The organism is Chitinivorax tropicus (assembly GCF_014202905.1).
GTDB classification, from domain to species: domain Bacteria; phylum Pseudomonadota; class Gammaproteobacteria; order Burkholderiales; family SCOH01; genus Chitinivorax; species Chitinivorax tropicus.
In genome coordinates, this window is the sequence record NZ_JACHHY010000007.1 from 98,318 (window position 1) to 124,246 (window position 25,929).

30 protein-coding genes are annotated in these 25,929 nt (G+C 56.2%); 26 read left to right on the forward strand and 4 right to left on the reverse strand.

Translation table 11 applies throughout. From position 1 onward, the window contains the following. Positions 1 to 151 precede the first annotated feature (151 nt). The 11 genes from bioF to HNQ59_RS07185 all read left to right on the forward strand — a co-directional run bounded on the left by bioF (position 152) and on the right by HNQ59_RS07185 (position 9,583). Complete coding sequence (bioF, locus tag HNQ59_RS07140) at positions 152 to 1,306, forward strand: 8-amino-7-oxononanoate synthase (RefSeq protein ID WP_184037237.1); 1,155 nt, start codon at positions 152 to 154, stop codon at positions 1,304 to 1,306. Between the two features lie 31 nt (positions 1,307 to 1,337). Beyond that, a complete protein-coding gene (locus tag HNQ59_RS07145; RefSeq protein WP_184037058.1) occupies positions 1,338 to 1,850 on the forward strand; it encodes a hypothetical protein in 513 nt (170 codons plus the stop codon). Between the two features lie 40 nt (positions 1,851 to 1,890). Further along, positions 1,891 to 2,652: a pimeloyl-ACP methyl ester esterase BioH gene (bioH, locus tag HNQ59_RS07150; protein WP_184037061.1), complete on the forward strand. Its 762-nt coding sequence runs from the start codon at positions 1,891 to 1,893 to the stop codon at positions 2,650 to 2,652. Between the two features lie 86 nt (positions 2,653 to 2,738). Further along, positions 2,739 to 3,638: a malonyl-ACP O-methyltransferase BioC gene (gene bioC / locus HNQ59_RS07155; RefSeq protein WP_184037064.1), complete on the forward strand. Its 900-nt coding sequence runs from the start codon at positions 2,739 to 2,741 to the stop codon at positions 3,636 to 3,638. A gap of 2 nt (positions 3,639 to 3,640) precedes the next feature. After that, positions 3,641 to 4,321, forward strand: coding sequence for a dethiobiotin synthase (gene bioD / locus HNQ59_RS07160; RefSeq protein WP_184037067.1), 681 nt, complete (start codon positions 3,641 to 3,643; stop codon positions 4,319 to 4,321). Between the two features lie 626 nt (positions 4,322 to 4,947). After that, entirely contained in the window at positions 4,948 to 6,087 is a 1,140-nt protein-coding gene (coxB, locus tag HNQ59_RS07165; RefSeq protein ID WP_184037069.1) for a cytochrome c oxidase subunit II, read from the forward strand. Next, positions 6,088 to 7,749 carry a cytochrome c oxidase subunit I gene (gene ctaD, locus HNQ59_RS07170; RefSeq protein WP_425491366.1) on the forward strand — a complete coding sequence of 554 codons (1,662 nt, stop codon included), beginning with the start codon at positions 6,088 to 6,090 and terminating at the stop codon, positions 7,747 to 7,749. It begins immediately after the preceding gene. Positions 7,750 to 7,798: 49 nt separating this feature from the next. Then, complete coding sequence (locus HNQ59_RS19495; protein ID WP_221320197.1) at positions 7,799 to 7,894, forward strand: cytochrome oxidase small assembly protein; 96 nt, start codon at positions 7,799 to 7,801, stop codon at positions 7,892 to 7,894. A gap of 2 nt (positions 7,895 to 7,896) precedes the next feature. Next, complete coding sequence (locus tag HNQ59_RS07175) at positions 7,897 to 8,424, forward strand: cytochrome c oxidase assembly protein (protein ID WP_343074213.1); 528 nt, start codon at positions 7,897 to 7,899, stop codon at positions 8,422 to 8,424. A gap of 11 nt (positions 8,425 to 8,435) precedes the next feature. Further along, entirely contained in the window at positions 8,436 to 8,630 is a 195-nt protein-coding gene (locus HNQ59_RS07180) for a DUF2970 domain-containing protein (protein WP_184037073.1), read from the forward strand. A gap of 98 nt (positions 8,631 to 8,728) precedes the next feature. Then, entirely contained in the window at positions 8,729 to 9,583 is an 855-nt protein-coding gene (locus HNQ59_RS07185; RefSeq protein ID WP_184037075.1) for a cytochrome c oxidase subunit 3, read from the forward strand. 39 nt (positions 9,584 to 9,622) lie between these two features. On the opposite strand, the gene HNQ59_RS07190 is transcribed toward HNQ59_RS07185, so the two are convergent. Further along, positions 9,623 to 9,820, reverse strand: a complete 198-nt coding sequence (locus HNQ59_RS07190; protein ID WP_184037077.1) for a twin transmembrane helix small protein — start codon at positions 9,818 to 9,820, stop codon at positions 9,623 to 9,625. Positions 9,821 to 9,851: 31 nt separating this feature from the next. Here HNQ59_RS07190 and HNQ59_RS07195 point away from each other — a divergent pair, with 31 nt between their 5' ends. From HNQ59_RS07195 to HNQ59_RS07220, 6 genes are all read left to right on the forward strand, one after another. Beyond that, positions 9,852 to 10,586 (forward strand): SURF1 family protein, encoded by a 735-nt coding sequence (locus tag HNQ59_RS07195; protein WP_184037079.1) that lies wholly within the window; start codon positions 9,852 to 9,854, stop codon positions 10,584 to 10,586. After that, positions 10,561 to 11,151, forward strand: coding sequence for a hypothetical protein (locus HNQ59_RS07200; protein WP_184037082.1), 591 nt, complete (start codon positions 10,561 to 10,563; stop codon positions 11,149 to 11,151). The genes HNQ59_RS07195 and HNQ59_RS07200 overlap by 26 nt, the downstream gene beginning before the upstream one ends. After that, the gene (locus tag HNQ59_RS07205) at positions 11,135 to 12,208 is read left to right on the forward strand and encodes a COX15/CtaA family protein (RefSeq protein WP_246490890.1); all 1,074 of its coding nucleotides are present in this window, start codon (positions 11,135 to 11,137) and stop codon (positions 12,206 to 12,208) included. The genes HNQ59_RS07200 and HNQ59_RS07205 overlap by 17 nt, the downstream gene beginning before the upstream one ends. 2 nt (positions 12,209 to 12,210) lie before the next feature. Continuing rightward, complete coding sequence (cyoE, locus tag HNQ59_RS07210) at positions 12,211 to 13,107, forward strand: heme o synthase (protein WP_184037085.1); 897 nt, start codon at positions 12,211 to 12,213, stop codon at positions 13,105 to 13,107. Between the two features lie 51 nt (positions 13,108 to 13,158). Continuing rightward, positions 13,159 to 13,770 (forward strand): SCO family protein, encoded by a 612-nt coding sequence (locus HNQ59_RS07215; protein ID WP_343074216.1) that lies wholly within the window; start codon positions 13,159 to 13,161, stop codon positions 13,768 to 13,770. Between the two features lie 159 nt (positions 13,771 to 13,929). Next, positions 13,930 to 14,133 carry a cold-shock protein gene (locus tag HNQ59_RS07220; protein ID WP_137937055.1) on the forward strand — a complete coding sequence of 68 codons (204 nt, stop codon included), beginning with the start codon at positions 13,930 to 13,932 and terminating at the stop codon, positions 14,131 to 14,133. 72 nt (positions 14,134 to 14,205) lie between these two features. Here HNQ59_RS07220 and trhP read toward each other — a convergent pair whose 3' ends face one another. Next, entirely contained in the window at positions 14,206 to 15,558 is a 1,353-nt protein-coding gene (gene trhP / locus HNQ59_RS07225; RefSeq protein WP_184037245.1) for a prephenate-dependent tRNA uridine(34) hydroxylase TrhP, read from the reverse strand. Positions 15,559 to 15,753: 195 nt separating this feature from the next. Here trhP and HNQ59_RS07230 point away from each other — a divergent pair, with 195 nt between their 5' ends. The 9 genes from HNQ59_RS07230 to HNQ59_RS07270 all read left to right on the forward strand — a co-directional run bounded on the left by HNQ59_RS07230 (position 15,754) and on the right by HNQ59_RS07270 (position 23,055). After that, a complete protein-coding gene (locus tag HNQ59_RS07230) occupies positions 15,754 to 17,199 on the forward strand; it encodes a HAMP domain-containing sensor histidine kinase (RefSeq protein WP_184037090.1) in 1,446 nt (481 codons plus the stop codon). Next, the gene (locus HNQ59_RS07235; protein WP_184037093.1) at positions 17,196 to 17,795 is read left to right on the forward strand and encodes a hypothetical protein; all 600 of its coding nucleotides are present in this window, start codon (positions 17,196 to 17,198) and stop codon (positions 17,793 to 17,795) included. Before HNQ59_RS07230 ends, HNQ59_RS07235 begins: the two co-directional genes overlap by 4 nt. A 3-nt stretch (positions 17,796 to 17,798) precedes the next feature. After that, positions 17,799 to 19,145 carry a sigma 54-interacting transcriptional regulator gene (locus HNQ59_RS07240; RefSeq protein ID WP_184037096.1) on the forward strand — a complete coding sequence of 449 codons (1,347 nt, stop codon included), beginning with the start codon at positions 17,799 to 17,801 and terminating at the stop codon, positions 19,143 to 19,145. 217 nt (positions 19,146 to 19,362) lie between these two features. Next, a complete protein-coding gene (locus HNQ59_RS07245) occupies positions 19,363 to 19,704 on the forward strand; it encodes a hypothetical protein (RefSeq protein ID WP_184037099.1) in 342 nt (113 codons plus the stop codon). 250 nt (positions 19,705 to 19,954) lie between these two features. Continuing rightward, positions 19,955 to 20,386 carry a hypothetical protein gene (locus HNQ59_RS07250; RefSeq protein ID WP_184037101.1) on the forward strand — a complete coding sequence of 144 codons (432 nt, stop codon included), beginning with the start codon at positions 19,955 to 19,957 and terminating at the stop codon, positions 20,384 to 20,386. A 53-nt stretch (positions 20,387 to 20,439) separates the two neighbouring features. Next, positions 20,440 to 20,877 carry a metalloregulator ArsR/SmtB family transcription factor gene (locus HNQ59_RS07255; protein ID WP_184037103.1) on the forward strand — a complete coding sequence of 146 codons (438 nt, stop codon included), beginning with the start codon at positions 20,440 to 20,442 and terminating at the stop codon, positions 20,875 to 20,877. A 196-nt stretch (positions 20,878 to 21,073) separates the two neighbouring features. Beyond that, positions 21,074 to 22,219 (forward strand): glutamate 5-kinase, encoded by a 1,146-nt coding sequence (gene proB, locus HNQ59_RS07260; RefSeq protein ID WP_184037106.1) that lies wholly within the window; start codon positions 21,074 to 21,076, stop codon positions 22,217 to 22,219. Beyond that, on the forward strand, positions 22,219 to 22,641 hold the full coding sequence (locus HNQ59_RS07265) for a DUF3617 domain-containing protein (RefSeq protein WP_184037109.1): 423 nt from the start codon (positions 22,219 to 22,221) through the stop codon (positions 22,639 to 22,641). Before proB ends, HNQ59_RS07265 begins: the two co-directional genes overlap by 1 nt. Before the next feature lie 186 nt (positions 22,642 to 22,827). Beyond that, positions 22,828 to 23,055, forward strand: a complete 228-nt coding sequence (locus tag HNQ59_RS07270) for a sulfurtransferase TusA family protein (protein WP_184037112.1) — start codon at positions 22,828 to 22,830, stop codon at positions 23,053 to 23,055. A 41-nt stretch (positions 23,056 to 23,096) separates the two neighbouring features. On the opposite strand, the gene HNQ59_RS07275 is transcribed toward HNQ59_RS07270, so the two are convergent. Together HNQ59_RS07275 and HNQ59_RS07280 are read right to left on the reverse strand one after the other, a co-directional pair. Next, positions 23,097 to 25,304 carry a two-component system response regulator gene (locus HNQ59_RS07275; RefSeq protein WP_184037115.1) on the reverse strand — a complete coding sequence of 736 codons (2,208 nt, stop codon included), beginning with the start codon at positions 25,302 to 25,304 and terminating at the stop codon, positions 23,097 to 23,099. Beyond that, entirely contained in the window at positions 25,301 to 25,669 is a 369-nt protein-coding gene (locus tag HNQ59_RS07280) for an ATP-binding protein (RefSeq protein WP_281397194.1), read from the reverse strand. The genes HNQ59_RS07275 and HNQ59_RS07280 overlap by 4 nt, the downstream gene beginning before the upstream one ends. Positions 25,670 to 25,929 lie beyond the last annotated feature (260 nt).

The window sequence follows — 25,929 nt, forward strand, 5'->3', positions numbered from 1 at the left end:
TGCGTGAAGGACGACATATCAGACGGGCATGGCTGTGGGTTCTGCTGCTATCGGTGGCACGCCCTGGCTGTGCGCCATTGCAGGTATCTGGGCGCAGGCTGGGTCAGCCCTCCTGCAAATCGGCCCATTGGCTCGGGGCAAACAATCCATCATGCATAGGCAAGATTTGCACAACGCATTGAAGATGCTTGAAGAACAGGGTCTGCGGCGGCGGCGGCGCACGCTGGAGTCCCCCCAGGGTGCCCACGTGTTGGTGGATGGCAAGCCATATATCGCCTTTGCCAGCAACGATTATCTGGGTTTGGCCGGGCACCAGGAGCTGATCGAGGCTACCCAGAAAGCGGTGCTGGAATGGGGGGTCGGCGGGGGCGCCTCGCACTTGGTATCGGGCCATTTCGGCGCACATGAGCGGCTGGAGGCGGCGCTGGCTGGGTTCGTGGGGCAAGAGGATGCCTTGTTGTTCAGTAATGGCTATATGGCGAATCTGGGTGTGGTGACGGCGCTGGTGGGGCGTGGCGACGCCATTTTCGCAGACAAGCTCAACCATGCTTCGCTGAATGATGCCTGTGTGTTGTCCCGTGCGGAGTTCCGTCGTTTTCCGCATAACGATATGGATGCGCTGGCCCGCCAGCTGGAAACCACGCCCGCCAAGACCAAGCTGATCGTGGCAGATGCTGTGTACAGCATGGATGGTGATGTGGCACCGATCCATGAGCTGGTGGCGTTGGCGGATCGATACGATGCGTGGCTGCTGCTGGATGATGCCCATGGTTTTGGCGTGTTGGGCCCGCATGGCAGGGGGACGTTGCTGGCATTTGAGGTGTCCAGCCCGCGTGTCATTTATATGGCGACGCTGGGTAAGGCTGCCGGGGTATCGGGGGCGTTCGTGGCGGGGAGTGCCGAGTTGATCGAGTGGCTGGTGCAACGCGCCCGGACATATATCTACACCACTTCTCAGCCTCCCATGCTGGCGGCAACGTTGCTGAAAAGCCTGGAGCTGATCGAGCGAGATGATTGGCGGCGTGAGCGTCTGCAAGCCTCGATCAGCCAGCTGAAAGCCGGGCTGGCTGGGTTGAAATGGCGGTTGCTGCCGTCTGAAACGGCTATCCAGCCGCTGATCATCGGTGACAATGGCGATGCCTTGCGCGTGACCGAGGGCTTACGTGATCTGGGCTTGTGGGTGCCGGCCATCCGACCGCCGACCGTGGCGCCGGGCACGGCGCGATTACGGATTTCGGTGTCTGCAGCGCATGTGCCGGACGACATCGATAAGTTGTGTGTTGCGTTGCAGCAACTTGCGCGATAATGAAGTTTTTCAGTGTATTGGAATGCCCCACATGTTCAAACTACTCGGAAAAATCTTCATGTTTGCTCCCCTGTTGCTGAGCGGGGCACAGGCGGCTGATTACCCAGCCACTCCTGTCGCGGTGGTAGAGGCTTATATCAAGGCGGATTCGGCTGGTGCGGCCATGAATGCCGCGACTTGGTCATCGGTACAACAATATACGCAATGGCCTGCCAAACACAGCTGGGATGGCTGCCTGGTGGTGAAAAAGCACCAGATAGCGCCAGGTAAAGAGGCGGATGGTAAAGCCACTGTGGTGGTCAATTATGATGTGCTGGGCGAATTCGACGGTGTGCGGGTGGCGATGTCCCCCCGCCAGGACCAATTGACCCTGGAGCTGGCGAAGCAGGGCAATCAATGGAAGATCATGGGCGCACCCGCCAAGCCCAGGCTGACCACGATGGCGACCTTGCCTTTGTTGCAGGAGCAGTTGGAGCAGGCCAAGGGGTTGGGTGACCCATCGGTCGTTCAGCAGATCGAAGAGAGCATCCGCGCCCTGAAATAATCACCGCCCGAGATGGGCGTCTGAATCGAGTTCAATCATCGTGTCGTTGCATGTGGAAGTGCTGGGCCGTGGGCCCAATCTGGTGATGCTGCATGGCTGGGCCATGCACGGAGGGATCTGGCATGGTATTGCCGAGCGCCTGGCCGAGCATTTTTGCGTTCATCTGGTCGATCTGCCGGGGCACGGCCATAGCGTGGCTGTCGAGCCGTTTGGATTGAAAGCCATTGCGGATCGCATTGCTGCTGAATTCCCCTGGCCGGTGCATGTATTGGGCTGGTCGCTGGGCGGGGCGGTGGCGTTGCGCTGGGCGTTGGATCAGCCACACGCCATCAACAAACTGGTGTTGGTTGCCAGCTCGCCTTGCTTTGCACAGCGCCCGGATTGGCCTGCAGCGATGAAGCATGAAGTGCTCGCTGGGTTTGCGGGCCATCTGCAGACTGATTATGAGGGCACGCTGAAGCGCTTTCTGGCGTTGCAGGCCATGGGAGGGCAAGCGACGCGGGAGGTGTTGCGCACCCTGCAAGAGAAGCTTTTCGAGCGGGGGCGGCCAGATGGCATGGTGCTGGGCAAGGGGCTTGATCTGCTGCGAGATGTGGATATCCGCCACGAGCTGGTTCACCTCGATCAGCCGACGCTGCTCATCTACGGCGAGCGGGACGGACTGACCCCCGCCCCGGTTGGCCGTTGGCTGGCAGATCACCTGCCCGATGCCGAGCTGTGGATGTTGAAGGACGGTGCACATGCGCCGTTCGTGTCGCACCCTGACCATTTCGTGGCGCGGGTGGTGCAGTTCCTTTCGTGAAGGCGGCCAGGCGCAGCCTGACGTAAACAATTGGCCGAGGCTTGTGCGCAACAGGCTCGGTGTGGTTTTCCTGGTGTGTAGACAGCATGGCTGAAGATTTTTATACCGACAAACGTCAAGTCCGTCGTTCATTCGAGCGAGCGGCGCACTCTTACGATGCTGCAGCCGTGCTGCAACGCGAAGTGAGCGACCGCATGCAAGCGCGTCTGGGCTATATCAAACATGCCCCGGCCACTGTGCTCGATGTCGGGGCGGGCACCGGGTATGGTGCGCGGCAGTTGCGCACCCAATACCCAGCTGCACGAGTCATCGAGCTGGACTTGGCCTTGGCCATGCTGCAGTTCGGTGAGCCGGAGAAAGCCTGGTGGAAGAAACATCTGCCATTTGCCAGATCCCCCAGCCGTGCACCGCAAGTGTGTGCCGATGCGGAGGCGATTCCGCTGGCTGATGGTAGCGTGGACATGGTCTGGTCGAATCTGACCTTGCAATGGTGCAACGCCCCGGATCGAGCCTTTGCCGACATCCACCGTGTGCTGCGTCCGGACGGGTTGTTGATGTTCTCGACCCTCGGCCCTGACACCTTGAAAGAGCTGCGGCAGGCTTTTGCCGGTATCGACGGCCACACCCACGTCAACCGCTTCATCGACATGCACGACCTGGGCGATGCCCTGGTGCGGGCCGGGTTTGCCGAGCCGGTGATGGACATGGAAATCATCACCATGACCTATGATTCGGTAAAGGCCGTGATGCAAGACCTGAAAGGCATTGGCGCGCACAACGTCACCCAGGGCCGCCAGATGGGGCTGATGGGCAAGCGTAAATGGCAACAGGTGTTGGATCGTTACGAAAAATTGCGCCGCGATGGCCGCTTGCCAGCCACCTACGAGGTGGTATACGGCCATGCCTGGCGTGCGGCTGACAAACCTTCACGATTGTTGGCAGATGGTCGGCAGGTGATCGAGTTCCGACCAAGACCGGGGAAATGAACATGGCCAGTGGCTTCTTCATCACAGGCACCGATACCGAGGTCGGCAAGACCTTTGTCACCGCCTTATTGCTGCGTGAGTTGAATCGGCGGGGGCAGACGGCCCTGGGGATGAAGCCGATTGCCTCTGGCTGCGTGCAAGGCGAAGCCGGCCTGACCAACGATGATGTCGAAGTGCTGTTGGCGGCAGGCCACCACCCAGTGCCACGCAGGGTACTCAATCCTTATGCATTCGAACCGCCCGTATCGCCCCATATCGCGGCGGCCAATGCAGGGACCAACATTTCGTTCGAGGTGTTGAAGACCGCCTATGACGAGCTGGCAGGGCAAGCTGACACGGTGCTGGTCGAAGGCGCTGGGGGCTGGCTGGCACCGATTTCCGATGTGGTGGACATGGCCGATCTGGCCGCTTTTCTCGATGTGCCGGTGGTGCTGGTGGTCGGCATGCGGCTAGGTTGCCTCAACCATGCCTTGTTGACTGCTCGCGCCATCCAGGCCAGCGATTGTAGATTTGCCGGCTGGGTTGCCAACCGGGTCACCCCCGAAATGCTCGAATTCGATGCCAACCTTGCCACTTTGGAGCGTCGTATCGGCGCACCCTTGCTTGGGGTGGTGCCCTATGCCCCGACTGGCACTCTACCCATGCTGGGCCGGGCCAATTTACACCCCTTGCTGGCCGTATGATGGCTGGGCGATGAGCCATCGCACCCCAACAATCGCGCCGTTCATACCATCCATTCCGCTTTTTTTCCGCTTTTCGCCCCTGAAAGCCAGGATGCTGGCCAGAACACGTCCAATGGCACCTGTCCGTGGCGCTCGACCCAACTGATGTAGGTGTATAAACAGATACTTATCTGCTTGCTGCGATGCACATTCCTTTGGCTGCAGTCTGTGATCGAGACATTGTTTTTTTTCGTACCGAATCGTCACGCAGATATCCGGAGCTTTGAATAGTGTGAGTATCCTGGCGGGCTAACGGGAGGTGGCGGCATCGCAGATGTACGCCATCTGTTAATTCTGATAATGCGTAAATGATTGTTTAATAAAGAAGAAATGTTGCATTGCACAAGCATTGCCGTGCTTGTTTTCCCATAGGTCGTTTGTTAGTATCTTCCGCAATATGCCGCGTCAGTGCTTGCATCGGGTCGTATTCACATGCTGGCGGGCATCTGACCCGTTTGACACGCTGGCAGCATCGGTAATCTCAGCCGGGTTGTTTTGAAGCAAGTGCCGTAGGGCTCGTTGCATCAAGATTTTCCCGGCCCTGCGGTCTGTACCCAAGACTTGAATAATAAAGTAACGGGGAGACCATGAGACGCAAGCTGACGCGCATCACAGCCGCTGCGCAGGCGGGGGCTATCGCCCTTATCTCGCAGACCTGTCTGGCCGATTACCAGACCACCATGCAAAGCCCTGCCAATGAGTTGGCTGGCAAGGTGATCAGTATCCACGAACTCATGTTGTACATCTGCGGCGCGATTTTCGTCGCAGTGTTCGGTGTGATGTTCTATTCCATCTTCAAACACCGTAAAAGTGTTGGTCATCAGGCGGCCAACTTTCACGAGAATGCGACGGTCGAGGTCATCTGGACAGTCATACCATTCTTCATCCTGATCCTGATGGCCTTGCCCGCCACCAAGGTGGTGCTGGCTCAGAAAGATACACGTAGTGAAGACCTGACCATCAAGGTCACTGGCTATCAGTGGAAGTGGGGTTATGACTACCTGCAAGATGGCGTGCAGTTCTACGCCAATCTGGCCACCCCGCGCGACCAGATCGACGACTATCAGGGCGCGTCAGCCAGCAAAGGCGAGCACTACCTGCTGGAGGTCGATAACAATCTGGTGGTGCCGGTGGGTAAGAAGATCCGCCTGTTGCTGACGGCCAATGATGTGATCCACTCCTGGTGGGTGCCTGCGTTTGCGGTCAAGCAGGATGCGATTCCGGGGCTGATCCGTGATACCTGGTTCAAAGTGGATCAGCCTGGCATCTACCGTGGCCAGTGTGCCGAGCTGTGTGGTAAGGATCACGGATTCATGCCGATCGTGGTGGAGGCCAAGACCCAAGCCGACTACGACAAATGGCTGGATGAAAAGAAGAAGGAAATCCTTGCCAAGCAGGATGATCCCAACAAGGTGTGGAAGCTGGATGAGATGGTGGCGCGAGGTGAAAAGGTGTATGCCGCCAACTGTGTGGCCTGTCACCAGGCCAATGGTATGGGCGTGCCGGGCAGCTTCCCTGCCATTGCCGGCTCGAAAATCGCCACCGGCCCCACGGATGGCCATATCGGTATCGTGCTGAGTGGCAAGGGTGCCATGCCCACCTGGAAACATCTGTCCGATACCGAGATCGCGGCAGTGATCACCTATCAGCGCAATGCGTTCGGCAACAACAAGGGCGATATCGTCCAGCCGACTGATATCAAAGCCGCACGGCAAAAAGGAGCGTAAATGAATACGGCAACCAAAACCGTTGATATGCCCTTGGACAAGCCGGGGCACGGACATGAGCATGCACACGACCATGCCCATGACCACCCCACTGGCCTGTCACGCTGGCTGACTGCCACCAATCACAAGGATATCGGCACGCTATATCTGTGGTTCAGCTTTGTGATGTTCATGGTGGGCGGCGTGATGGCTTTGATGATTCGCCTGGAGCTGTTCAAGCCGGGTATGCAGTTCATCAACCCGGAGCTGTTCAACCAGTTCACCACCTTGCATGGTTTGATCATGGTGTTCGGCGCTATCATGCCTGCCTTCACCGGCTTGGCCAACTGGATGTTGCCGCTGATGTTGGGCGCACCAGATATGGCGTTCGCGCGGATGAACAACTGGTCGTTCTGGCTGCTGCCCCCTGCTGGCTTGTTGCTGATGATCAGTTTCGCGGTGCCAGGGGGGGCGGCTGCGGCGGGTTGGACGCTGTATGCGCCGCTCTCCACGCAGATGGGCATGGGGATGGATCTGACCATCTTTGCCGTCCACATCATGGGCATGAGCTCGATCATGGGCTCCATCAACATCATCGTTACCATTCTCAACATGCGTGCGCCCGGCATGACTTTGATGAAGATGCCGATGTTCGCCTGGACGACGTTGATCACCGCTTACCTGCTGATTGCGGTGGTGCCGGTGCTGGCTGGTGCAGTGACCATGCTGTTGACCGATCGCCATTTCGGCACCTCGTTCTTCAACCCCGCAGGCGGTGGTGATCCGGTGATGTATCAGCACATCTTCTGGTTCTTCGGCCACCCTGAGGTGTACATCATGGCGCTGCCAGCGTTTGGTGTGGTCAGCCAGGTGATCCCGACCTTTTCGCGTAAGCCGCTGTTTGGCTATCACTCGATGGTGTATGCGACATCATCGATCGCCATCCTGTCATTCATCGTGTGGGCGCACCACATGTTCGCAACTGGCATGCCGGCGGTCGGACAGCTGTTTTTCATGTATGCCACCATGCTGATCGCGGTGCCGACCGGTGTGAAAGTGTTCAACTGGATCGCCACCATGTGGAAAGGCGCGATGTCGTTCGAGACCCCGATGCTGTTTGCCATCGGCTTTGTCTGCCTGTTCACCCTGGGAGGGCTGTCTGGCCTGATGTTGTCGATTGCCGCCGTGGATATCCAATATCAGGACACCTATTTCGTGGTGGCGCATTTCCACTATGTATTGGTGGCTGGCGCCCTGTTCAGCCTGTTCGCGGCTTACTACTACTGGTCACCGAAATGGACTGGTCATATGTACCACGAAGGCCGTGGCAAGTTGCACTTCTGGTGGTCGATGATCGCCTTCAATGTCACCTTCTTCCCCATGCACTTCCTGGGCTTGGCGGGTATGCCCCGGCGTATTCCAGACTATGCGACCCAGTTTGCCGGGTTCAACGAGATCGCCTCGATGGGGGCGCTGGCCTTCGGTCTGGCACAGGTCTACTTCATGTTCTGCGTGGTGCTGCCCCAGATCAGGGGCGGGGCAGGCAAGGCACCACAGAAACCGTGGGATGGGGTGAACACCTTGGAGTGGGAAGTCCCTTCGCCAGCGCCATTCCACACCTGGGAAACCCCGCCATCCGAGGCATTGGTTGATCGGCTGAGCGCAGCCCAGAAGCTGCACTGAGTGTGAGGACGGGGCCGGATAGCTGACCGGCCCTGTAGAAGGAGTCAACATGAGCAAAAACCTGAGAACGGCATTGATCCTGGCCTCTTGTGCATTGGTGTTCTTTGCCGGGTTCATTGTCAAGCAGTGGTTGCTGAGCCAATGAGCATGCTTGCCGATAATCGTCAGCTGTTCATCAAGCTGTCGATCATTGCCGCCATGATGTTTGGCTTTGGCTTTGCGCTGGTGCCGCTGTACAAGCAGATCTGTGAGGCAACCGGGGTCAATGACCTGTTGAAGGCAGATGCCGCGCCGGTCAACACCCAGGTCAACGCAGCCCGCTTGGTCACCATCGAATTCGATGCCAATCTGCGCAACGATCTGCCTTGGCGGTTCAAGCCCAAGCAGGTCAGCATGAAGGTGCACCCTGGCCAGTTGGTGCAGGTGGAATATGAGCTGGAAAACCTATCTGATCGTGTGATCGTCGGGCAGGCCATTCCTAGCTATGGGCCCGCGCAGGCCGGGCCGCATTTCCGCAAGCTGGAGTGTTTCTGCTTCAAACAGCAGGCCATCCAGCCGCGCGAGAAGCGCAGCATGCCGGTGGTGTTTTTGTTGGATCGGGCCCTACCGGACGAGCTGAATACCGTGACCTTGTCCTATACGTTCTTTGAGGTGGAAGGGGGCAAGCGCTCGTGAGCGCGTCGGGCATGGATGAACAACAACAACGTGGATTCCAGGCGGTCAAGGCGATCTTCTGGGCTTTTTTCGGGGTACGTAAAGGCCGAGACCATGCGCAAGACATGGCGAAACTGACACCCAGGCAGATCATCCTGGCGGGCATCATCGGCGGCCTGATATTCGTGATGACGTTGGTGGTGGTGGTTCGACTGGTTACCAGCTGATTCAGACAACAAAATGGCAGGGCAGTAGGCAAGCGGTCGTCATGCGACACGGTTTTGTACGATGACCAAGCCAATAGAACAACGAAGGGGAGACACACATGAGCACACATGCAGAGCAACACTACTTTGTGCCGCAGCCGTCCAAATGGCCGCTGGTTGGTGCATTTGCCCTGTTTTTCCTGGGGTTGGGCGCGGCGCTGACCGTGAATGACGTACCGGCTGGCAAGGGCTGTCTGGCCGTGGGGTTTGCGATTTTGCTCTACATGTTGTTTGGCTGGTTTGGCGAAGTGATCCGCGAAAGCGAGGGTGGCAAATACAACAATCAGGTGGATCTTTCATTTCGCTGGAGCATGGGCTGGTTCATCTTCTCTGAGGTCATGTTCTTCGCTGCCTTTTTTGGTGCGTTGTATTACGCCCGTGTGTTCTCGGTACCTGATCTGGGCTCGTTGGATCAGAAGCTGCTATGGCCGGACTTCACTGCTGACTGGCCAGCCCAGGTGGCGCCAGCAGGTGTCGAGGCATATCGCCCGATGGGTGCTTGGGGGCTGCCCGCCATCAATACACTGATCCTGCTGACCTCTGGCGCGACGGTCACCTGGGCGCACTGGGGCTTGCTGAAAAACAAGCGCAGCCAGTTGGTGATGGGGCTGATGATGACGGTTGCACTGGGCATTTCATTCCTGAGCCTGCAGGTGTATGAATACGCCCACGCCATGCATGAGATGAATCTGACTCTGTCTTCTGGCATCTATGGTACGACTTTCTACATGCTGACCGGGTTTCACGGTGCACATGTCACGTTGGGCACCATCATGCTGGCCGTGGTGATGTTCCGATCCATGAAAGGGCATTTCAAGCCCGATCACCACTTCGCTTTTGAGGCGGTAGCGTGGTATTGGCACTTTGTCGATGTGGTGTGGTTGATTCTGTTCGTATTCGTCTACTGGCTGTGAGCGAAGCCTGATCGCGCGGCATGGCGCCACGCGATCAGTTTACAGCCCCGTGCGCGGGATGATGCCGAAGTAATAACCGAGCATCAGCAACAGAAACAATGAAATCGACAGGGCCACCCGCAATGTCAGCGCCTTGACAGCGCGATCAGCCGGCCCAGTCCGCTTCATCAGCCCGCGCAAGGCAGTGAACAGACTGATCAGAATGGCAATCAGCATCAGTACAGCGACAATTTTCATACGCAGTCTCTCCTTGTCATCGAATTAGTGTATGCCATTGGCCACCATGCCTCCAGCCTTCCGTTTCGGCCCGTTCGTGTATCGCCCCAGGTGGGTGACCACACTGGCGACTTTGACCATGGTCGCATTGGCGCTGACTGCTGCACAGTGGCAGCAGGGTCGCGCCAATCAGAAACGCGCCCTGCAGGCACGCTATGACGCGGCAGAACGCATGCCACGGCAATTGATGGTAGGGATGGAAGCCTTGGAGCAGGTCGAATACCGGCATGTACGGCTGCTGGGGGCGTGGGTGCCCGACAAGGCAATTTGGATCGATAACCGCACCTATCAGGGCCTGGCGGGGTATCACCTGATCATGCCACTGCGCTTTCCGGGCACGGATCGCTATGTGCTGGTGAATCGCGGATGGGTGCCACGCTCGGCCAATCTGGCCAAGGCTGCGGCAGTGCCTGATGGCCTGGTTGAGGTGCTGGGGCGGGCGGTGCCACCGCCCGGTCGCTATGTCGAGCTGTCGCAACAAACGGTGTCTGGCCATATCTGGCAGAACCTGTCGATCGAGCGCTATGCGCGTCGTTATGCGATGTCCGTCATGCCTGTGCTGGTGGAGCAAGCCAACGGGCAAAGTGACGGGTTGATTCGGGAGTGGAAGAAGCCGGATGCCGGCGTCCATAAACATGTGGCCTACGCGGTGCAGTGGTATGGCATCGCACTTGCAGTGGTGGTGTTGTATGTCGTCCTCAATGTCAAACGTCAATCTGTCAGCTAAACCAACCAATCGCCGGACGCTGTTATTGCTGTTGGCTGTGTCGATTGCACCTTTCATCGCGTCCTACCTGGCTTATTACGTCTGGAAGCCAACCCAAACCAAGACCCATGGCCAATTGTTGCCCATTCAACCCTTGCCAGCACCGTCCATGCATGATCTGCGCGGGCTGGTGGTCAATCTCAAGCAGCTACAGAGCAAATGGGTGCTGGTGATGGCCGATGGCGCAGCCTGTGACACCCGCTGCCAACGCAAGCTGTACCTGATGCAGCAGGTCCGCACAGCACAAGGAAAGGAGCGGGTACGCATTGAACGGCTGTGGTTGCTGGAAGACGAGCAGGCCGCTGTGTTGCCGCCAGAAACGACACTGGGTGTACAGATCTGGCGGGGAATGGGCAGTACATTGCTCGATGCTTTGCCGGTCGATGCTGGGCAGAATCGGCGTGATTTCGTCTATGTGGTCGACCCGCTGGGCAATCAGGTCATGCGGTATCGCCTGGATCAAGACCCGGTGCGCATGCTGAAGGAGATCGGCAAGCTGCTGAAAAACAATGAGGCGCTGGGTTGAGCGCATGTCGTTGAACAAGATGGCTGATCAAGCCGCAGACTCGTCAAATGGAGGGATGGAAGTCATGACCGTAGGTTGGTATCGCAAGCTGGTGTTGGCCGCCATGTTGTTGACGCTGTTCGTGGTGGTGCTGGGGGCGTATGTCCGGTTGTCCGATGCCGGGTTGGGGTGCCCGGATTGGCCTGGATGCTATGGCAAGTTGTCGCCATTGCATGCGAAGGATCAGATCAACGATGCCATGACTGTCGCGCCACATGGGCCGGTTTCCATGGCCAAAGCCTGGAAGGAGATGGTGCACCGCTATTTCGCGAGCACCCTGGGGGGCTTGATCCTGGCCATTGCGGCCACGGCCTGGTTCAAGCGGGCCACGCTACGGCAATCGCCATGGTTGCCGATCAGCCTGGTGCTGGTCGTGGTCTTTCAGGGGCTGCTGGGCATGTGGACGGTGACCTTGCTGTTGAAGCCTGCCGTGGTCACCGCCCACCTGATCGGCGGCATGACCACGCTGGCATTGCTCACCTGGTTGCTGCTGCAGCAGCGCTTTCCAAGCCCGACTCCATTGCAGGGTATCCGTGCGATCCGCCCTTACGCATGGCTGGCATTGCTGATCGCATGCATTCAGATCGTGCTGGGTGGGTGGGTCAGCACCAACTATGCCGCATTGGCCTGCGCCGATTTTCCCACCTGCAACCAGAGCTGGCTGCCAAGTATGGATTTCGACGACGCGTTCCATGTGTTCCGCGAATTGGGCATGACAGCAGAAGGCGCATTACTGAGCCACGAAAACCTGCGGGCAATTCACTTTACCCATCGTGTCGGCGCCGTATTGACCACATTGGCAGTGGGCGCCCTGGCCATCAAGTTGCTCGGTCATCACAAATTGAAACCCTTTGGCTGGCTGGTGCTGGCCACCTTGAGCTGCCAGATCCTGCTGGGCATCGCCAATGTATTGCTGCAACTGCCATTGCATCTGGCCGTTGCGCATAACGCAGGTGCCGCGCTGCTGTTGATCAGCCTGGTCATCATCACCTATCGTCTGTCTGCGAAGGAGTATTGAGCATGTCTGTTACGTTGACCTTGCCGCGTGGTCGTGCGCGGGAGTTTTTCGAGCTGACCAAACCTCGGGTGGTGACCCTGATCGTGTTCTGTGCGGTCATCGGCATGTTTCTGGCTACCTCAGGCATTCCGCCATTGCTGCCCATGCTGGCGGCCACGGTGGGGATTGCGCTGGTGGCGGGTAGCGCCGCCGCCATCAACTGCCTGGTCGAGCAGAAAATCGACGCAGTCATGGCCCGCACCAGGGCACGGCCACTGCCTCGTGGTCAGATCAGCAATGCACAGACCTTGCTGTTTGCCAGCCTGCTGGGTGGCCTGGGGCTGAGCCTGCTGTACAGCTTGGTGAACCCGCTCACCATGTGGCTGACATTGGCGACCTTCGTTGGCTACGCGATCATCTATACCGTCCTGCTCAAGCCCGCCACGCCACAGAATATCGTGATCGGTGGTGCTTCCGGTGCCATGCCGCCCGTGCTGGGTTGGGTCGCCATGACCGGCACCATCTCACATGACGCACTCCTGCTGTTTCTGATCATTTTCGCCTGGACCCCCCCGCATTTCTGGTCGCTTGCACTTTACCGAAAGCAGGACTACGCTCGGGCCGGCCTGCCGATGCTGCCCGTCACCCATGGTGATGAGTACACCCGGCTGCAGGTCTTGCTCTACACCATCATCCTGACCGCCGTCACCATGCTGCCAGTCGCCACGGGCATGAGCCATGGCATCTATCTGGTGTCCGCGCTGGTGTTGGATATCGTCTATCTGGTGTACGCTTGGCGTATTGTGGTGAATTACAGCGACGCACTGGCCCGCAGCGCGTTCCGTTATTCGATTCTGTATCTGAGCCTGTTGTTCACAGCGCTCATGGTGGATCACTATCTGCCCATTCTATGGTCATGACTCATGTTGCACGCAGTGAAAAGTAGCATCAACAAAGCAGCACATAACAGTATCAAAGTGTTTGCAAGCCGCCTGGGGGTTGTCCTACTGTGCAGCGTGCTAGTACAGGCGTGTGATCGCACGCCAGAGGCCCCCAAGGTGGTCTTCCAGGCCACGGACATCACCGGGTCCGGTATTGGCGGAGATTTCCAGCTGACGGATCACAACGGCCAGCCTCGCCGGTTGAGCGACTTCAAGGGCAAGGTCATGGTGATGTTCTTTGGCTATACCCATTGCCCGGATGTGTGCCCGACCACCTTGGTCGAGGTCAAGAACGCACTGAAAAAGCTAGGGCCTGATGCAAAGGACGTTCAAGTACTCTTCGTGACGGTCGATCCTGAGCGGGACACCCCCGACGTGCTCAAGCAATATGTCCCCGCCTTCGACCCATCATTCATCGGCCTTTACGCGCAACCCAACAAGCTTGCCGAGGTCACCCGTGCATTCAAGATCGTCGCCCAGAAGGCCCCGACCGAAGGGGGGGGCTACACCATGGATCATAGTGCTGGCACCTATCTATTCGATCGACAAGGCCACATACGGGTTTTCGTAAACTACGGGGCCGGCGCAACCATTCTTGAGAATGATTTAAGGCAATTGCTCAAAATGAACGTTGCCGGATAGATATGGCTACCAGAAATAGCTTGACGGCGTGATACCACAAGCGTACAAATGCGCCTTGGTATTTGGATTCAAGCTTTCTGCATCACAGGTTAAGCCGTTTGCGGTCTTGAAACTGAAACCGTAAGGTGTAGTACGACTTTGTAATTTTAGGAGATCGCAATGGCGACTGGTGTTGTTAAGTGGTTCAATGATGCAAAAGGCTTTGGTTTTATTACTCCCGATGGTGGTGGCGAAGACCTGTTTGCACATTTCTCAGCTATCAACATGCCTGGTTTCAAAACCCTGAAGGAAGGCCAAAAGGTTTCATTCGAAATCACTCAAGGCCCCAAGGGTAAGCAAGCATCGAACATTCAAGCTGCCTGATCGCAGTTTGAGCACGATGTGAAAAGCCCGTCTGATGACGGGCTTTTTCATTGCTGGCAGGCCAGCGCTGCATTACATGAAACGCGCCAGCAAGGCTTTTTCGACATTCTCGCCCAGCTGGGCATAGACCACATAGCCGTTGCCACTGGCTACATTCAATGGCAAGCCTTCCTTGGTCTTCATCTCTTTCAATTCAATGATCCGATTGCCCGATGGGTGGATCACCTCGATACGATCACCAATCTGGAATCGATTTTTCACTGCAATCTCCGCCCAGCCGGTTTCAGGCTCAATACCGATCACATCCCCGACATATTGGCTGCGGTGCGCTTGGGAATGACCATTCATGTAGTTCTGGTATTCCGGCGTGTGGTGGCGGACATAGAAACCATCGGTATAACCCCGGTTGGCCAGGCTTTCCAGATCAGCCAGCAGCGCAAGGTTGAATGGCCGCCCCGCCACAGCATCATCAATAGCCTGCCGGTAGACTTGGGCTGTCCGTGCCACGTAATACAGCGACTTGGTGCGTCCTTCGATCTTTAGCGAATCCACACCGATCTTTACCAGGCGCTCCACGTGTTCGACCGCACGTAGATCCTTGGAGTTCATGATATAGGTGCCGTGCTCGTCCTCCATGACAGGCATCATCTCACCAGGGCGGTTTCCTTCCTCGATCAGGTAGACCTGATCAGCCAGCGGGTGGCGCGCCTGGTTGCCGACAGCTGCGAAGCTTTGATTGGCCTGCTCCAATGCTTGGTTGAAATCGAACTTGATGACCTGATAATCACCACCATCGGTTTCACTTGCGCTGTGGACCTTATAGTCCCAGCGGCAGGAATTGGTGCAGGTGCCCTGGTTGGGGTCGCGATGATTGAAATAGCCGGACAGCAGACAGCGGCCTGAGTAGGCAATGCACAGCGCACCGTGCACAAACACCTCCAGCTCCATGTCCGGGCATTCCTGGCGGATCTCCTCAACCTCTTCCAGGCTCAGCTCGCGTGAGAGGATGATGCGGGTCAGACCAAGGCTTTTCCAGAATTTGACCGCCGCGAAGTTGGTCGTGCTGGCCTGAACTGACAAATGGACTGGGACTTCCGGCCACTTCTCCCTTACCATCGCGATCAGGCCAGGATCGGCCATGATCAAGGCATCTGGCTTCATTTGAATGACCGGTTCCATGTCGGCCAGATAGGTTTTTACTTTCGCGTTATGCGGCAGAATATTGCTGGCAACAAAGAACAGTTTGCCACGCGCATGTGCTTCTTCTATGCCTTGTTGCAATTGCTCCAGTTTGAACTCGTTATTGCGCGCGCGCAGGCTGTATCGCGGCTGCCCAGCATAGACGGCGTCTGCGCCGTAATCAAAGGCCGCACGCATCTTGTCGAGCGTGCCAGCAGGTAATAGCAGTTCAGGGGCTTTCAACATGATCTTGGCTTTGAAGAGGAGGGGCATGATTATACGCGCATTTAACTCCATGATAAATAAGTTCAAATATTCTTATTGATCAGGCGTGCTTGAAAGCGCATGTATTTGTTGCTTTTTTTTTAGATGAATTAAGCCATTGTCGCGTTCGGGCAAGTTGCAATATGATGTTTGGCTAACGTCAACTCCGACAAACGAATGCAAGTCCGTTATCCGAAATCATTTCTGATGCTGGTTGTGATTGGATTCACCCTGGTAGGGTTGCCTTTGGCCTTGGCGCTCATTACCAGTGCGCTGTCCATTGACAAGCTTTCCAAGCAAAGTCAGCGGGCGGTGTTGCAAGCAACCCACTTTGCACAAGGGGCACGAGAGCTGGCGGACGAAGTGGATCGGATGGAACGGAATGTCCGCCAGTACGCGATTCTGGGCGACGCTGATTTTCTGGAGGCCTACCACACGGCGCATCGTGACTTTGGCAAGACCATGGCGGGCTTGCGCCAGCTTTCGCTGCGTCCGCGCTATCGCCACTACCTGGAAAATGTCGGCAAGATCGAGGCGCAGATCAATAATGAGGTCAGCGCCTATGCTGCTTCGATCGATCAATTGGTGGGCGCGTTGGATCGTTATGAGGAACTTGGGCGCTCAATGAGTATCGTATTGAAGGAGAGCGATGCCCTCATCGAGCGGGAAGTGGAATCGATGAGCGACATGGCGGCGCACTCCCGCAATATTGTGTTGAAGCAATTGTGGATGATGATGCCGTTGGCGCTGTTGTTGATTATCGTTTTTGCCATGATGCTGGCAAAGCCGGTGCGTGGTATCGAGGCGGCCATTGCCCAGTTGGGGCAGGGCGATTTGCGCACGCCCATCGAGGTCGATGGCCCCCAGGATTTGCGGCGACTTGGGCAGCGTCTGGATTGGTTGCGTGAACAGCTGCGCGAGGTCGAGGAGCAGAAAACACGCTTTCTGCAACAGGTGTCGCATGATCTGAAGACACCGTTGTCAGCGTTGCGGGAAGGGGCAGATCTGCTGTCTGACGGCTCGCTGGGCACCTTGACCCCCACACAGAAGGAAGTGGCGGGAATCCTTCGCCAGAACTCGATCCGCCTGCAACGACAGATCGAGGAGTTGTTGCAGTACGGGGCGGTGCAGTCGCAAGCCCGCCAGGTGAAGCTTGAGCTGGTGCCGCTCAAACAATTGACCAGAAAGGTGATGACTGGTCTGCACATGCAGGCACTCAACAAAGAGCTGGATGTCAAATTGATCTGCCCCCGGGCTGTTACGGAGACAGATGCGGAAAAGCTCCGGGTGATTGTGGATAATCTGTTATCGAACGCAATCAAGCATGCCCCCCAACAATCCGTCGTCGAATTGCGGCTGGCCAGGAATGATGACCAACTTTGGGTCGAGGTGATCGACGAGGGGCCGGGGATTCCCAGGCATGAACGTAATAAGATATTTGAGCGCTTCTACCATCGCGCGGGGCCAGAGCAGGGGCCGGTTCCCAGCTCTGGGCTGGGTTTGGCCATCGTAGCCGAATTTGTCCGTGCGCTGGCAGGAAGCATTGAGATTTGTGATCGCGCGCAAGGAGCCCACTTCCGGGTTCGCTTGCCAATTGCATATTGGGCAGATGAGACAACATGATGAAGCATTGCATCGGTGCATTGCTGGTGGCGTTGTGTTTGGCAGGTTGTGAAGGATTGGTGGTGAAGCAGGATAAGACGGACCCTGCACGAACCGTCAAAGCAGAAACCGAGCCCAAGGCCGCTACACCCACAACACGCAATGAACTGGAAGAGTTGCTGCAATACTGGGAGCGTGTGCGGAAACTACCCGCTACTGAAATGGCTCGCGAGCTGGAGGTCGTACGTGCAGCGTATGTGAAGGATCGTAATGACCAGCGTCGTATCCAGCTTGCCATGCTCTATATGCAACCTGGTTCCCGCTCCAAGGAGTTGGAAAAAGCCAACATGTTGCTGGATTTAGCCCAGCGGGAAGGCAAGCAGGACGATGTCCGCAGACCGTTGATCGGACTGCTGGCCGTGCTGGCCTCGGAGATGAAGCGTCTGGAAGACAATGCTGAGCAGGCGGCTGCCAAGGTCAAGGAAGAACAACGCAAAGCGGAAACGGCACAAGAGCGCGCCGAGCAGCAGGCACTGCGGGCCAACGATCTGCAGACCAAGCTGGAAGCGCTGAAGACGCTGGAATTACAGCTGCGCAAAGCAGGCAGGAAGAGCTGATTGATGTCGGCAGCAAAAATATTGATAGTGGATGATGACGCAGACTTACTACGGCTGCTGAATCTACGGCTGGCCAGTGCAGGCCATGAAGTGGTGGCCGCCAGCAGCGGTGAAGAAGCGCTGGCTGCCGTTGCGACGAATCGGCCCTCGTTGATCATCACCGACTTGAGAATGGCGGGCATGGATGGCATGGCGTTGTTCGATGTGGTCCATCGTACGCACCCTGGCTTGCCGGTCATCATTCTGACAGCACATGGCAGCATTCCCGATGCAGTTGCCGCAACCCGTCGTGGTGTGTTTGGCTACCTGGCCAAGCCGGTGGACGGCAAGGTGTTGCTGGATGAAGTCGCCCAGGCGTTGCGCGCCGCAGCCCCTGCGGTCGAGGGACCTCATGCTGCGGCGTTCGGTGACGCGATTCAAACACGCAATCCAGCCATGCAGGATGTGCTGACCAAGGCAGCGTTGGTGGCGCAGGGCGATGCCAGTATCTTGATTCAAGGTGAGAGCGGCACGGGCAAGGAAGTATTGGCCAGAGCCATTCACGCCGCCAGCCATCGCCGGGATCAGCCTTTCATCGCCATCAATTGCGGCGCCATTCCAGAGCATTTGCTGGAATCAGAGCTGTTTGGGCACGTCAAAGGTGCCTTCACCGGCGCGCAGCGTGACCATGCTGGCCTGTTTCAAGCTGCCCATGGCGGCACATTGCTGTTGGATGAGATCGGCGACATGCCGTTGAGCTTGCAGGTCAAGCTGTTGCGGGTTTTGCAAGACCGTCAGGTCAGACCAGTCGGTGCGGTCAAGCTGGTGGATATCGATGTCAGGGTCATCTCCGCAACCCATCGGGACTTGCAGATGGCCATTCGTGACAACGCGTTTCGCGAGGATCTGTTCTATCGGCTGAACGTCGTGTCGTTGACGCTGCCGCCACTGGACAAGCGGCGGGAGGATATTCCCCTGCTGGCCGGACACTTTCTGCAAAATCTGGCCCCTCGCTATCGAAAAGACATCAACGGCTTTTCGCCAGAGGCCATTGAATTATTGGTAACCAACAGCTGGCCTGGGAATGTTCGGCAACTGCAGAATATCGTCGAGCAAGCGGTGGCCTTGTGTACCACCTCGGTGATCTCTGCAGCATCCGTTGAAATGGTGCTGTCGAGACAAGGAGAAGGGATCGCCTCTTTTGAAGAAGCCAGACGTGGGTTCGAGCGTGATTACCTGGTTCAACTCCTGAAGATCACCAATGGTAGCGTGACGCAGGCTGCTCGGCTGGCCAAACGCAATCGCACCGAGTTTTACAAGCTGTTGGAAAGGCATGAATTGGACCCTGCGTCGTTCAAAGATGACAAATGAGTGAGGCTGTCGTGATTTGACGACATATCAAGTGATTGTTTTGTAAGAATAAAAAATTTTCAATGAAAGGGCTGTCGCTAAACAGCGACAGCCCTTTGCTTTTTTGTTGATTGGCTGTTTTTCAAGTATTTGATTTTTAATGATTATAAATTCCTGGCATGAGTTGTGCTTTTATGTGATTGCCGATGCGAATTCCATCGGTCTGAAAAGGCAAACCATGAAAAGATTTGATACCACACTCTATGCAGTCAGCTTGACCGCCGGTATGGCGATGATTGGTTTGAATCTGCTCTCTGCTTATGAGACGGTGGAGTACAAACCTGAGTCGGTCAGACGCGCAGAGCAAGCTGACAATGCCATACCCAGCAAGCCGATCGATATCGCACAACCGATCAATCTGTCGCCACTGCCGAGTGTGGAGGACGTAGCAAAGCGTAATAAGGTGCTGGCACAAGAGAAGACGACGCCGCCGGGAAAAGTGATAGCCGTTGACTCCGTATCACCATCAGGCGGGAATTTTCAGGCGGTAGGCAACGGCGATGTGTGGACCAAAAAATAGGCAAAATTGAATGTTTGCATGATGAGTGCATAATTTGGAAAACGAGGTGCAAGTTTTGGCAGATTCGAACCGGATGTTGCGATCAGAGTATTTTCCGGAGTCTATCCAGGCAGAACGTTCAAATAACCGGCAAGTTCCTTGGTTGCCCACGGGTAGACAGTCAGTCATGTATTTTCTTGGTGGTACGGGAACAGAATTATCCGATCAACCACTCATGGAAGTATCAACACGAGAACTAAGAGTCATGTTGATGAGTCCATATAGTGAGCAGTTGAAACGATACCTGTATGCGGTGTCTCGGCATCCACGAGCCGCAGCAGAGCAAATTCATCTGGAATTGCTATTGAGCCTGTCTACGCTGACACGTTGGGCGAAGATCAGACGATTCCAGTTGAATGTGCGATTGTACGATGCGCTGCCGACTCAGCGTATCAAAGAGGTGTGTGGGGCAGGCGAGCCGTTTCGATCCAGTGAAGGCTTGTGGTGCTCTGGTATTTGGGCAGGGCAGACGCCGCAGATGGAGGCCGCCTGGGAAGACCCTTGTAATTTTTTGTACAAGCAGGATACACGCGAGTTGATCCAGTTTGATTCGACTGGTCGGCTGACCCGCAAGATTGATGTGTCACAGCCGCCCAAGTTACCGTATTTCGATGATGACGGTTGTCTGGTCGTCTCGATTTGATCAGTGAAAACTATTTTTAGTGTGCTAAACCAGCCAGCGAGGACCATAGCAATATGATTACCGATATCGACTTCTTCAATGTTCTGTCTGACGAAACACGCCGCCGTATGCTGTCGCTGCTGTTGACCGAAGATGAGCTTTCCGTGTGTGAGTTGTGCCATGCCGTTGATTGCGCGCAACCCAAGGTTTCCCGCCATTTGGCCAAAATGCGTCAATCCAAGCTGCTCGCGGTTCGCCGTGATGGCGTATGGATGTACTACCGTATCAACCCGCAACTGCCTGCCTGGGCATTCAAGATTGTCCAGCTGATGGCGCAAGCGGGTGAGTCCACCCAGCTGTTGGTGCGTGATCGCAATCGTCTGTTGTCGATGCCTGATCGCCCTGTCCGTGAAACACGTCCTACTGCACCGACCACTGTGACACCGATGCAGCCCCGTGTTGCTGGTAATACGGCAACCGTTTTTGACGCAGGCGTCCGTTTGGTGCGTTAACGTGTGCTGGTTCAACGCTGCTGGATAATCTGGGGTTCTGCCCAGGCAGGGCTGATGATGCCGTCATCGGTCAGCCCTGTTTTTTCCTGCATGCGTGCTGTAGCAGTATTGCGACACGATGGCTGACTTTGCTTTTCGATCATCCGGGGTGGGCCTATAATAGCGAGCCTGTCTACACTGCTTGCGAAACCTCACCATGCTTCGTTCAGTTATCGCCGACGCACATCGACTGGTCATCAAAGTTGGCAGTAGTCTGGTGACCAATGATGGTCGTGGCCTGGATCATCATGCATTGCAGCGCTGGGCTGCGGAGATCTCCGCGCTCAATCGGGCTGGTAAGGCAGTGGTATTGGTTTCCAGTGGTGCCATTGCAGAAGGCATGCAACGCCTCGGTTGGCGTATGCGCCCCAAGGCACTACACGAATTGCAGGCTGCTGCTGCCGTAGGGCAGATGGGGCTGGTTCAAGCTTACGAAACCTGTTTTCGGGAGCATGGGCTACGTACCGCGCAGATTCTGCTGACCCACGAAGATTTATCTGATCGCACCCGTTATCTGAACGCCCGTTCCACATTGCTGACTTTGCTCAGCATGGGTGTGATTCCCATCATCAATGAAAACGACACAGTCGTCACCGCCGAGATCAAGTTTGGTGATAACGATACCCTCGGCGCACTGGTCACCAATCTGATCGATGCCGATGCCTTGATCATCCTGACCGATCAACGTGGTCTCTATACCGCAGATCCCCGCAAACACCCCGATGCCAAATTCGTGGATGAAGCCGAGGCTGGCACAGCCGAACTTGAGCAGATGGCTGGTGGTGCCGGTAGCACTGTGGGCACGGGCGGTATGCTGACTAAGATCCTGGCCGCGAAACGCGCTGCCGGCAGCGGCGCACATACCATCATTGCATCCGGGAGGGAGCCCAACGTGCTGTCTCGCTTGGCTCAGGGCGAGGCAATCGGCACGCAGCTGGTCGCGCGTACCAGCCCATTGGCTGCCCGTAAACAGTGGATTGCTGATCATCTGCAGGTTGCAGGCAGATTGACCCTGGATGATGGTGCTGTGCAGGCGCTCCGCACGGATGGCGTCAGTCTGTTGCCTGTCGGCGTGGTCGATGTCCAAGGGGCGTTCCTGAGAGGGGAAGTGGTCAGTTGTCTCACATTTGAAGGGATGGAAGTGGCGCGTGGCCTGGTCAACTATTCGGCTGATGAGGCCCGTCGGATCATGCGTGTACCGAGTAAGCAGATTGAAAGCATACTGGGTTATGTCGATGAGCCGGAAATGATTCATCGCGATAATCTGATCGTTGTATCTCCCGCAACAGGAAAGGCGAAGTAATGCTCAAATACGTAATGTGGTGCTTGTTGAGCGCCGCCTCTGCAAGTGCAGTTGCCGGCGTCCAGGCTGGACAGTGGGAATTTACCGTCAAAAATGAAATGGAAGGCCTGCCACCGTCCCAGCATCCACTGAAGTTGAATAAATGTATTGCCGCTGAGGATGTCGATAACCTGCTGAAGATTGTGCCGATGGTGCCGGGCGCCACGCCTGATAGTTGCGAGGTGGCAAACCGTAAAGATGTGGCAGGCAAGGCGACTTTTACCCTGAACTGTATTGGCTACCCTAAGGTGAGCGCAGAGGGAGCAGCCCAGCTGGGCGCGACATCCGTGTCTGGTAATACCAAGGCCGTGTTGGATTCGAATACCTACAAGAAGAACCTGAACCAGACCTATACCGGCAAGCGCATGGGTGATTGTAAGTAAATCAGTTGCTTGGCGTTCATGGTGCACCCATTGCGCAAGGCAGTGGGTTGATTGTGGGTTGCGGTGGATATCCGTATGGGATGGTGGTTGAAACAAGTGAAGCCAGTTTGAACAAGGCCTAGTCACAACACCAACCTTGTTCAATTGTGCTTAGGTTTCGGTGCTGGCCCTGCATAAGGATTAAAGATGCAAGTAGATAAAGAGATCGATCTGTCGGGGTTGAATTGCCCTTTACCGATTCTACGTACCAAGAAAGCATTGGCGGACATGGCTTCCGGCCAGATACTGAAAGTAGTGGCCACAGACCCGGCCACACCTAAGGATTTCGATGCTTTTGCCAGGCAGACGGGCAACCAACTACTGCAAAGTGCCCAGGAAGAGGGCAAATTCCTGTTCTGGATGCAACGCAAGTAACGCTCGGCTGATCCTGTGCCGCTGCCGGTCAGGCACCGCCACTACATTTTGAATGGAGCAAGCCAAGCGAGGAAATCGTTGGCCGGCAAGGGTCTGCTGTAATAGAAACCCTGTGCCTCCTCACAGCCGATTTGTTTCAGTGCATTGACATGTTGAGGGGATTCGACCCCCTCAGCAATCACTGTCAACCCCAATTCATGTCCAAGCCGCACGATCATGTCAGCGATGCTGCTGCGCTCAGATTGGGTGCCCATATCTCGTACGAACGCCCGGTCAATCTTCAGACGATCAACAGGCAGGCGCTGTAGATAGGACAATGATGAAAAGCCGGTGCCAAAGTCATCGATGGCGAGGGTCACCCCCAGCGCTTTCAATTGTTGCAGGATAGGTTCCACATTGGCAGCACCCTGCATGGCCACGGATTCGGTGATTTCCAGCTCCAGGCGTGCTGGTTCGATACGCGTTTCTTTCAATACGCGGTCAACTGAGGCGACGAAATCCGGGTTGCGGAACTGCACCACCGAAACGTTGACTGCAATGCGCATCCAAGGGAAGCCTAGCTCCGTCCATTGTTGCGCCTGCTCGCACGCCACCCGCATGACCCAGTCCCCCAGCTCGATGATCATGCCTGAGTATTCCGCCAGACCAATGAACTGGTCGGGTGGGATGAATGCACCGGTATCGACAGGCCAACGTATGAGCGCTTCCGCACCGACAGGGCGCCCATCATGCAGGCTGATTTGAGGTTGGTAGAAAAGCTTGAGCTTCCTGGCGTCGATCGCAGCCCGCAGGTCATGTAGCAAGGTCAGCCGCTGGCGGGTATCCTGCTCCATTTCCGTGGTGTAATAACAGTATTGGCCGCGTTGGTCATTTTTTGCACGGTTCAGTGCAATGCTTGCGCATTTCAGTGCAACCAGACCATTGCCGTCAATCACATCAAGCCGGACCAGCCCAATCGTGCCGCCAACCCGAAGGTCATAGTTGCTGACCTCGAATGGTGGTGAGAACAAGGTCAGCAAAGCATCGGGCCGGATGTCCGACTCTGGGCCATAGATACCGAATGTGTCTGCATTGATTCTCGCCAGTTTGCAGTTGGCACCCAGTGCGCTGCGTAGCCGGTGGGAAATGGCCTTGAGCAGGCGGTCGCCATTTTCATGGCCCAGTGCGTCATTGATCTCCGAGAAGTGATCGATGTCCACCAGCGCAATGAGATAGCCTTCACAATGTCCGCTTTGCCGGTGATCATCAATGATCTGCAGCAACCCTGCCCGATTGGGTATCTTGCAAAGAATGTCGGAGAAAGCAAAATCGTGTAATTGCTGGAACAGCTCAACACTCTCAAAGCCAACTGCGATGTTTGTGCAGAATACCTCAAGCAATTTCAGGTCGATCTGTGCCAGTTGGCGATGCACGGGCAGATACACCACCATGCGATCACCCGCCCTGGAGCAGAAATACAGTGCAATTGCATATTGGTCATGGACATGGGCTTGTGTGTGCAGACAGCGGGCGATCAGGTCGCGGATATCCGCTTGGGGCAAGGTATCCAGGGGTTGCCCTATCCAACGCGACTGTGGCCCCGTGGCATTGACGATGGTTTCTCCCTCGGAATGTTGCTGGACACACACCAGACCTTCCGGTGTCTCCTCCAGCAGGGCCGACAGCTGGTTGATCACACCTTCGGTAAAGCTGTCCATCGTCCTGCGGGCAAACAGATCAGGGGCGGCGTGGACGATCCGATCCAGCCCGCGTTGGCCTGCTGCTATGGTCTTGAGCTGCTCATAGGACCGTAAAGCCGTGGTCATGGTGGTGAGCAGGCGTGTCAGTGTCAGCTCGGATTTGGTCTTGTAATCGTTGATATCGTAGTCGCGGATAGCGGAAAGCTCTGGTGCATAGCCAGGCTGGCCTGTGCGGAGCACGATACGGACATCGTGCTGGCCTAATTTGTCGCGGATGATCTTGACGAGATCCAGGCCTGCGTTCTCTTTCTCCATGACGACATCCAGCAGGATGACTGCGATATTCTGATGCTTGATCAGAATCTGCTCTGCCTCGCCTGCGGAGTAAGCATGGAGAAAATTGAGTGGGCGGTTCTGGATGATGGCATCGCGCAGGGCAAATGTGGTGACGTGATGAACCTCTTTGTCATCATCGACAATCAGGACCTGCCAAGCGTTTTTCCGGTCAGCGACTTCGACCTGCACGTCGAGTTCATCGACGAAATGTAGCAACTCGTCATCTTGGCTCATCTGCCCGCTCCCGGCGCGCGCAGTCTCGGGGCGATCAATGACGCGGCCAATATCGAACACGCGCCTTCCCTGACCTGGCTGCCGACTCCAATCTGCCCACCCAGTATGTTGGTCACGATGTTGTAGAAAAAATTCAATCCCAAGCCGTTGTCATCACTGCCCGGTTTGGTCGTAAAAAGAGGATTCCTGATTTTATCCATGTTTTCCGGTGGAATGCCAATACCGTTGTCACGCACTATCAGCGTAGCATGCAAGGGAACGCATTGTCGTGCAATTACATGTACTTTGCCAGCAGGCAGATCAATGAAAGTGTATTGTGGTGTGTCATGGCCAAAGGTGGGCGGTGGCACGGGAAGGTAACACATCTAGATATCACCTTGTAAATCAAGCTATAGCTGAAACAAGCAAAACTTTGGGCCAGGGGCGGGCGAGGGCATCACCGACTGTGTGGTGGCAACCCGCCATGTGCTTCGTCAGGTGGGCTGTGACCCGAACACCTGAGCCTGATGTGGGGGGCAGCCAGCTGTTCACCTATCGCGTTGGCCTGCGAGTCGGAAGGTGAGTGCTGGGTGTCATGGCTGCCGATGGCCGGTATGGACCGAGCCCGCCTGAATTGCGGAAGATC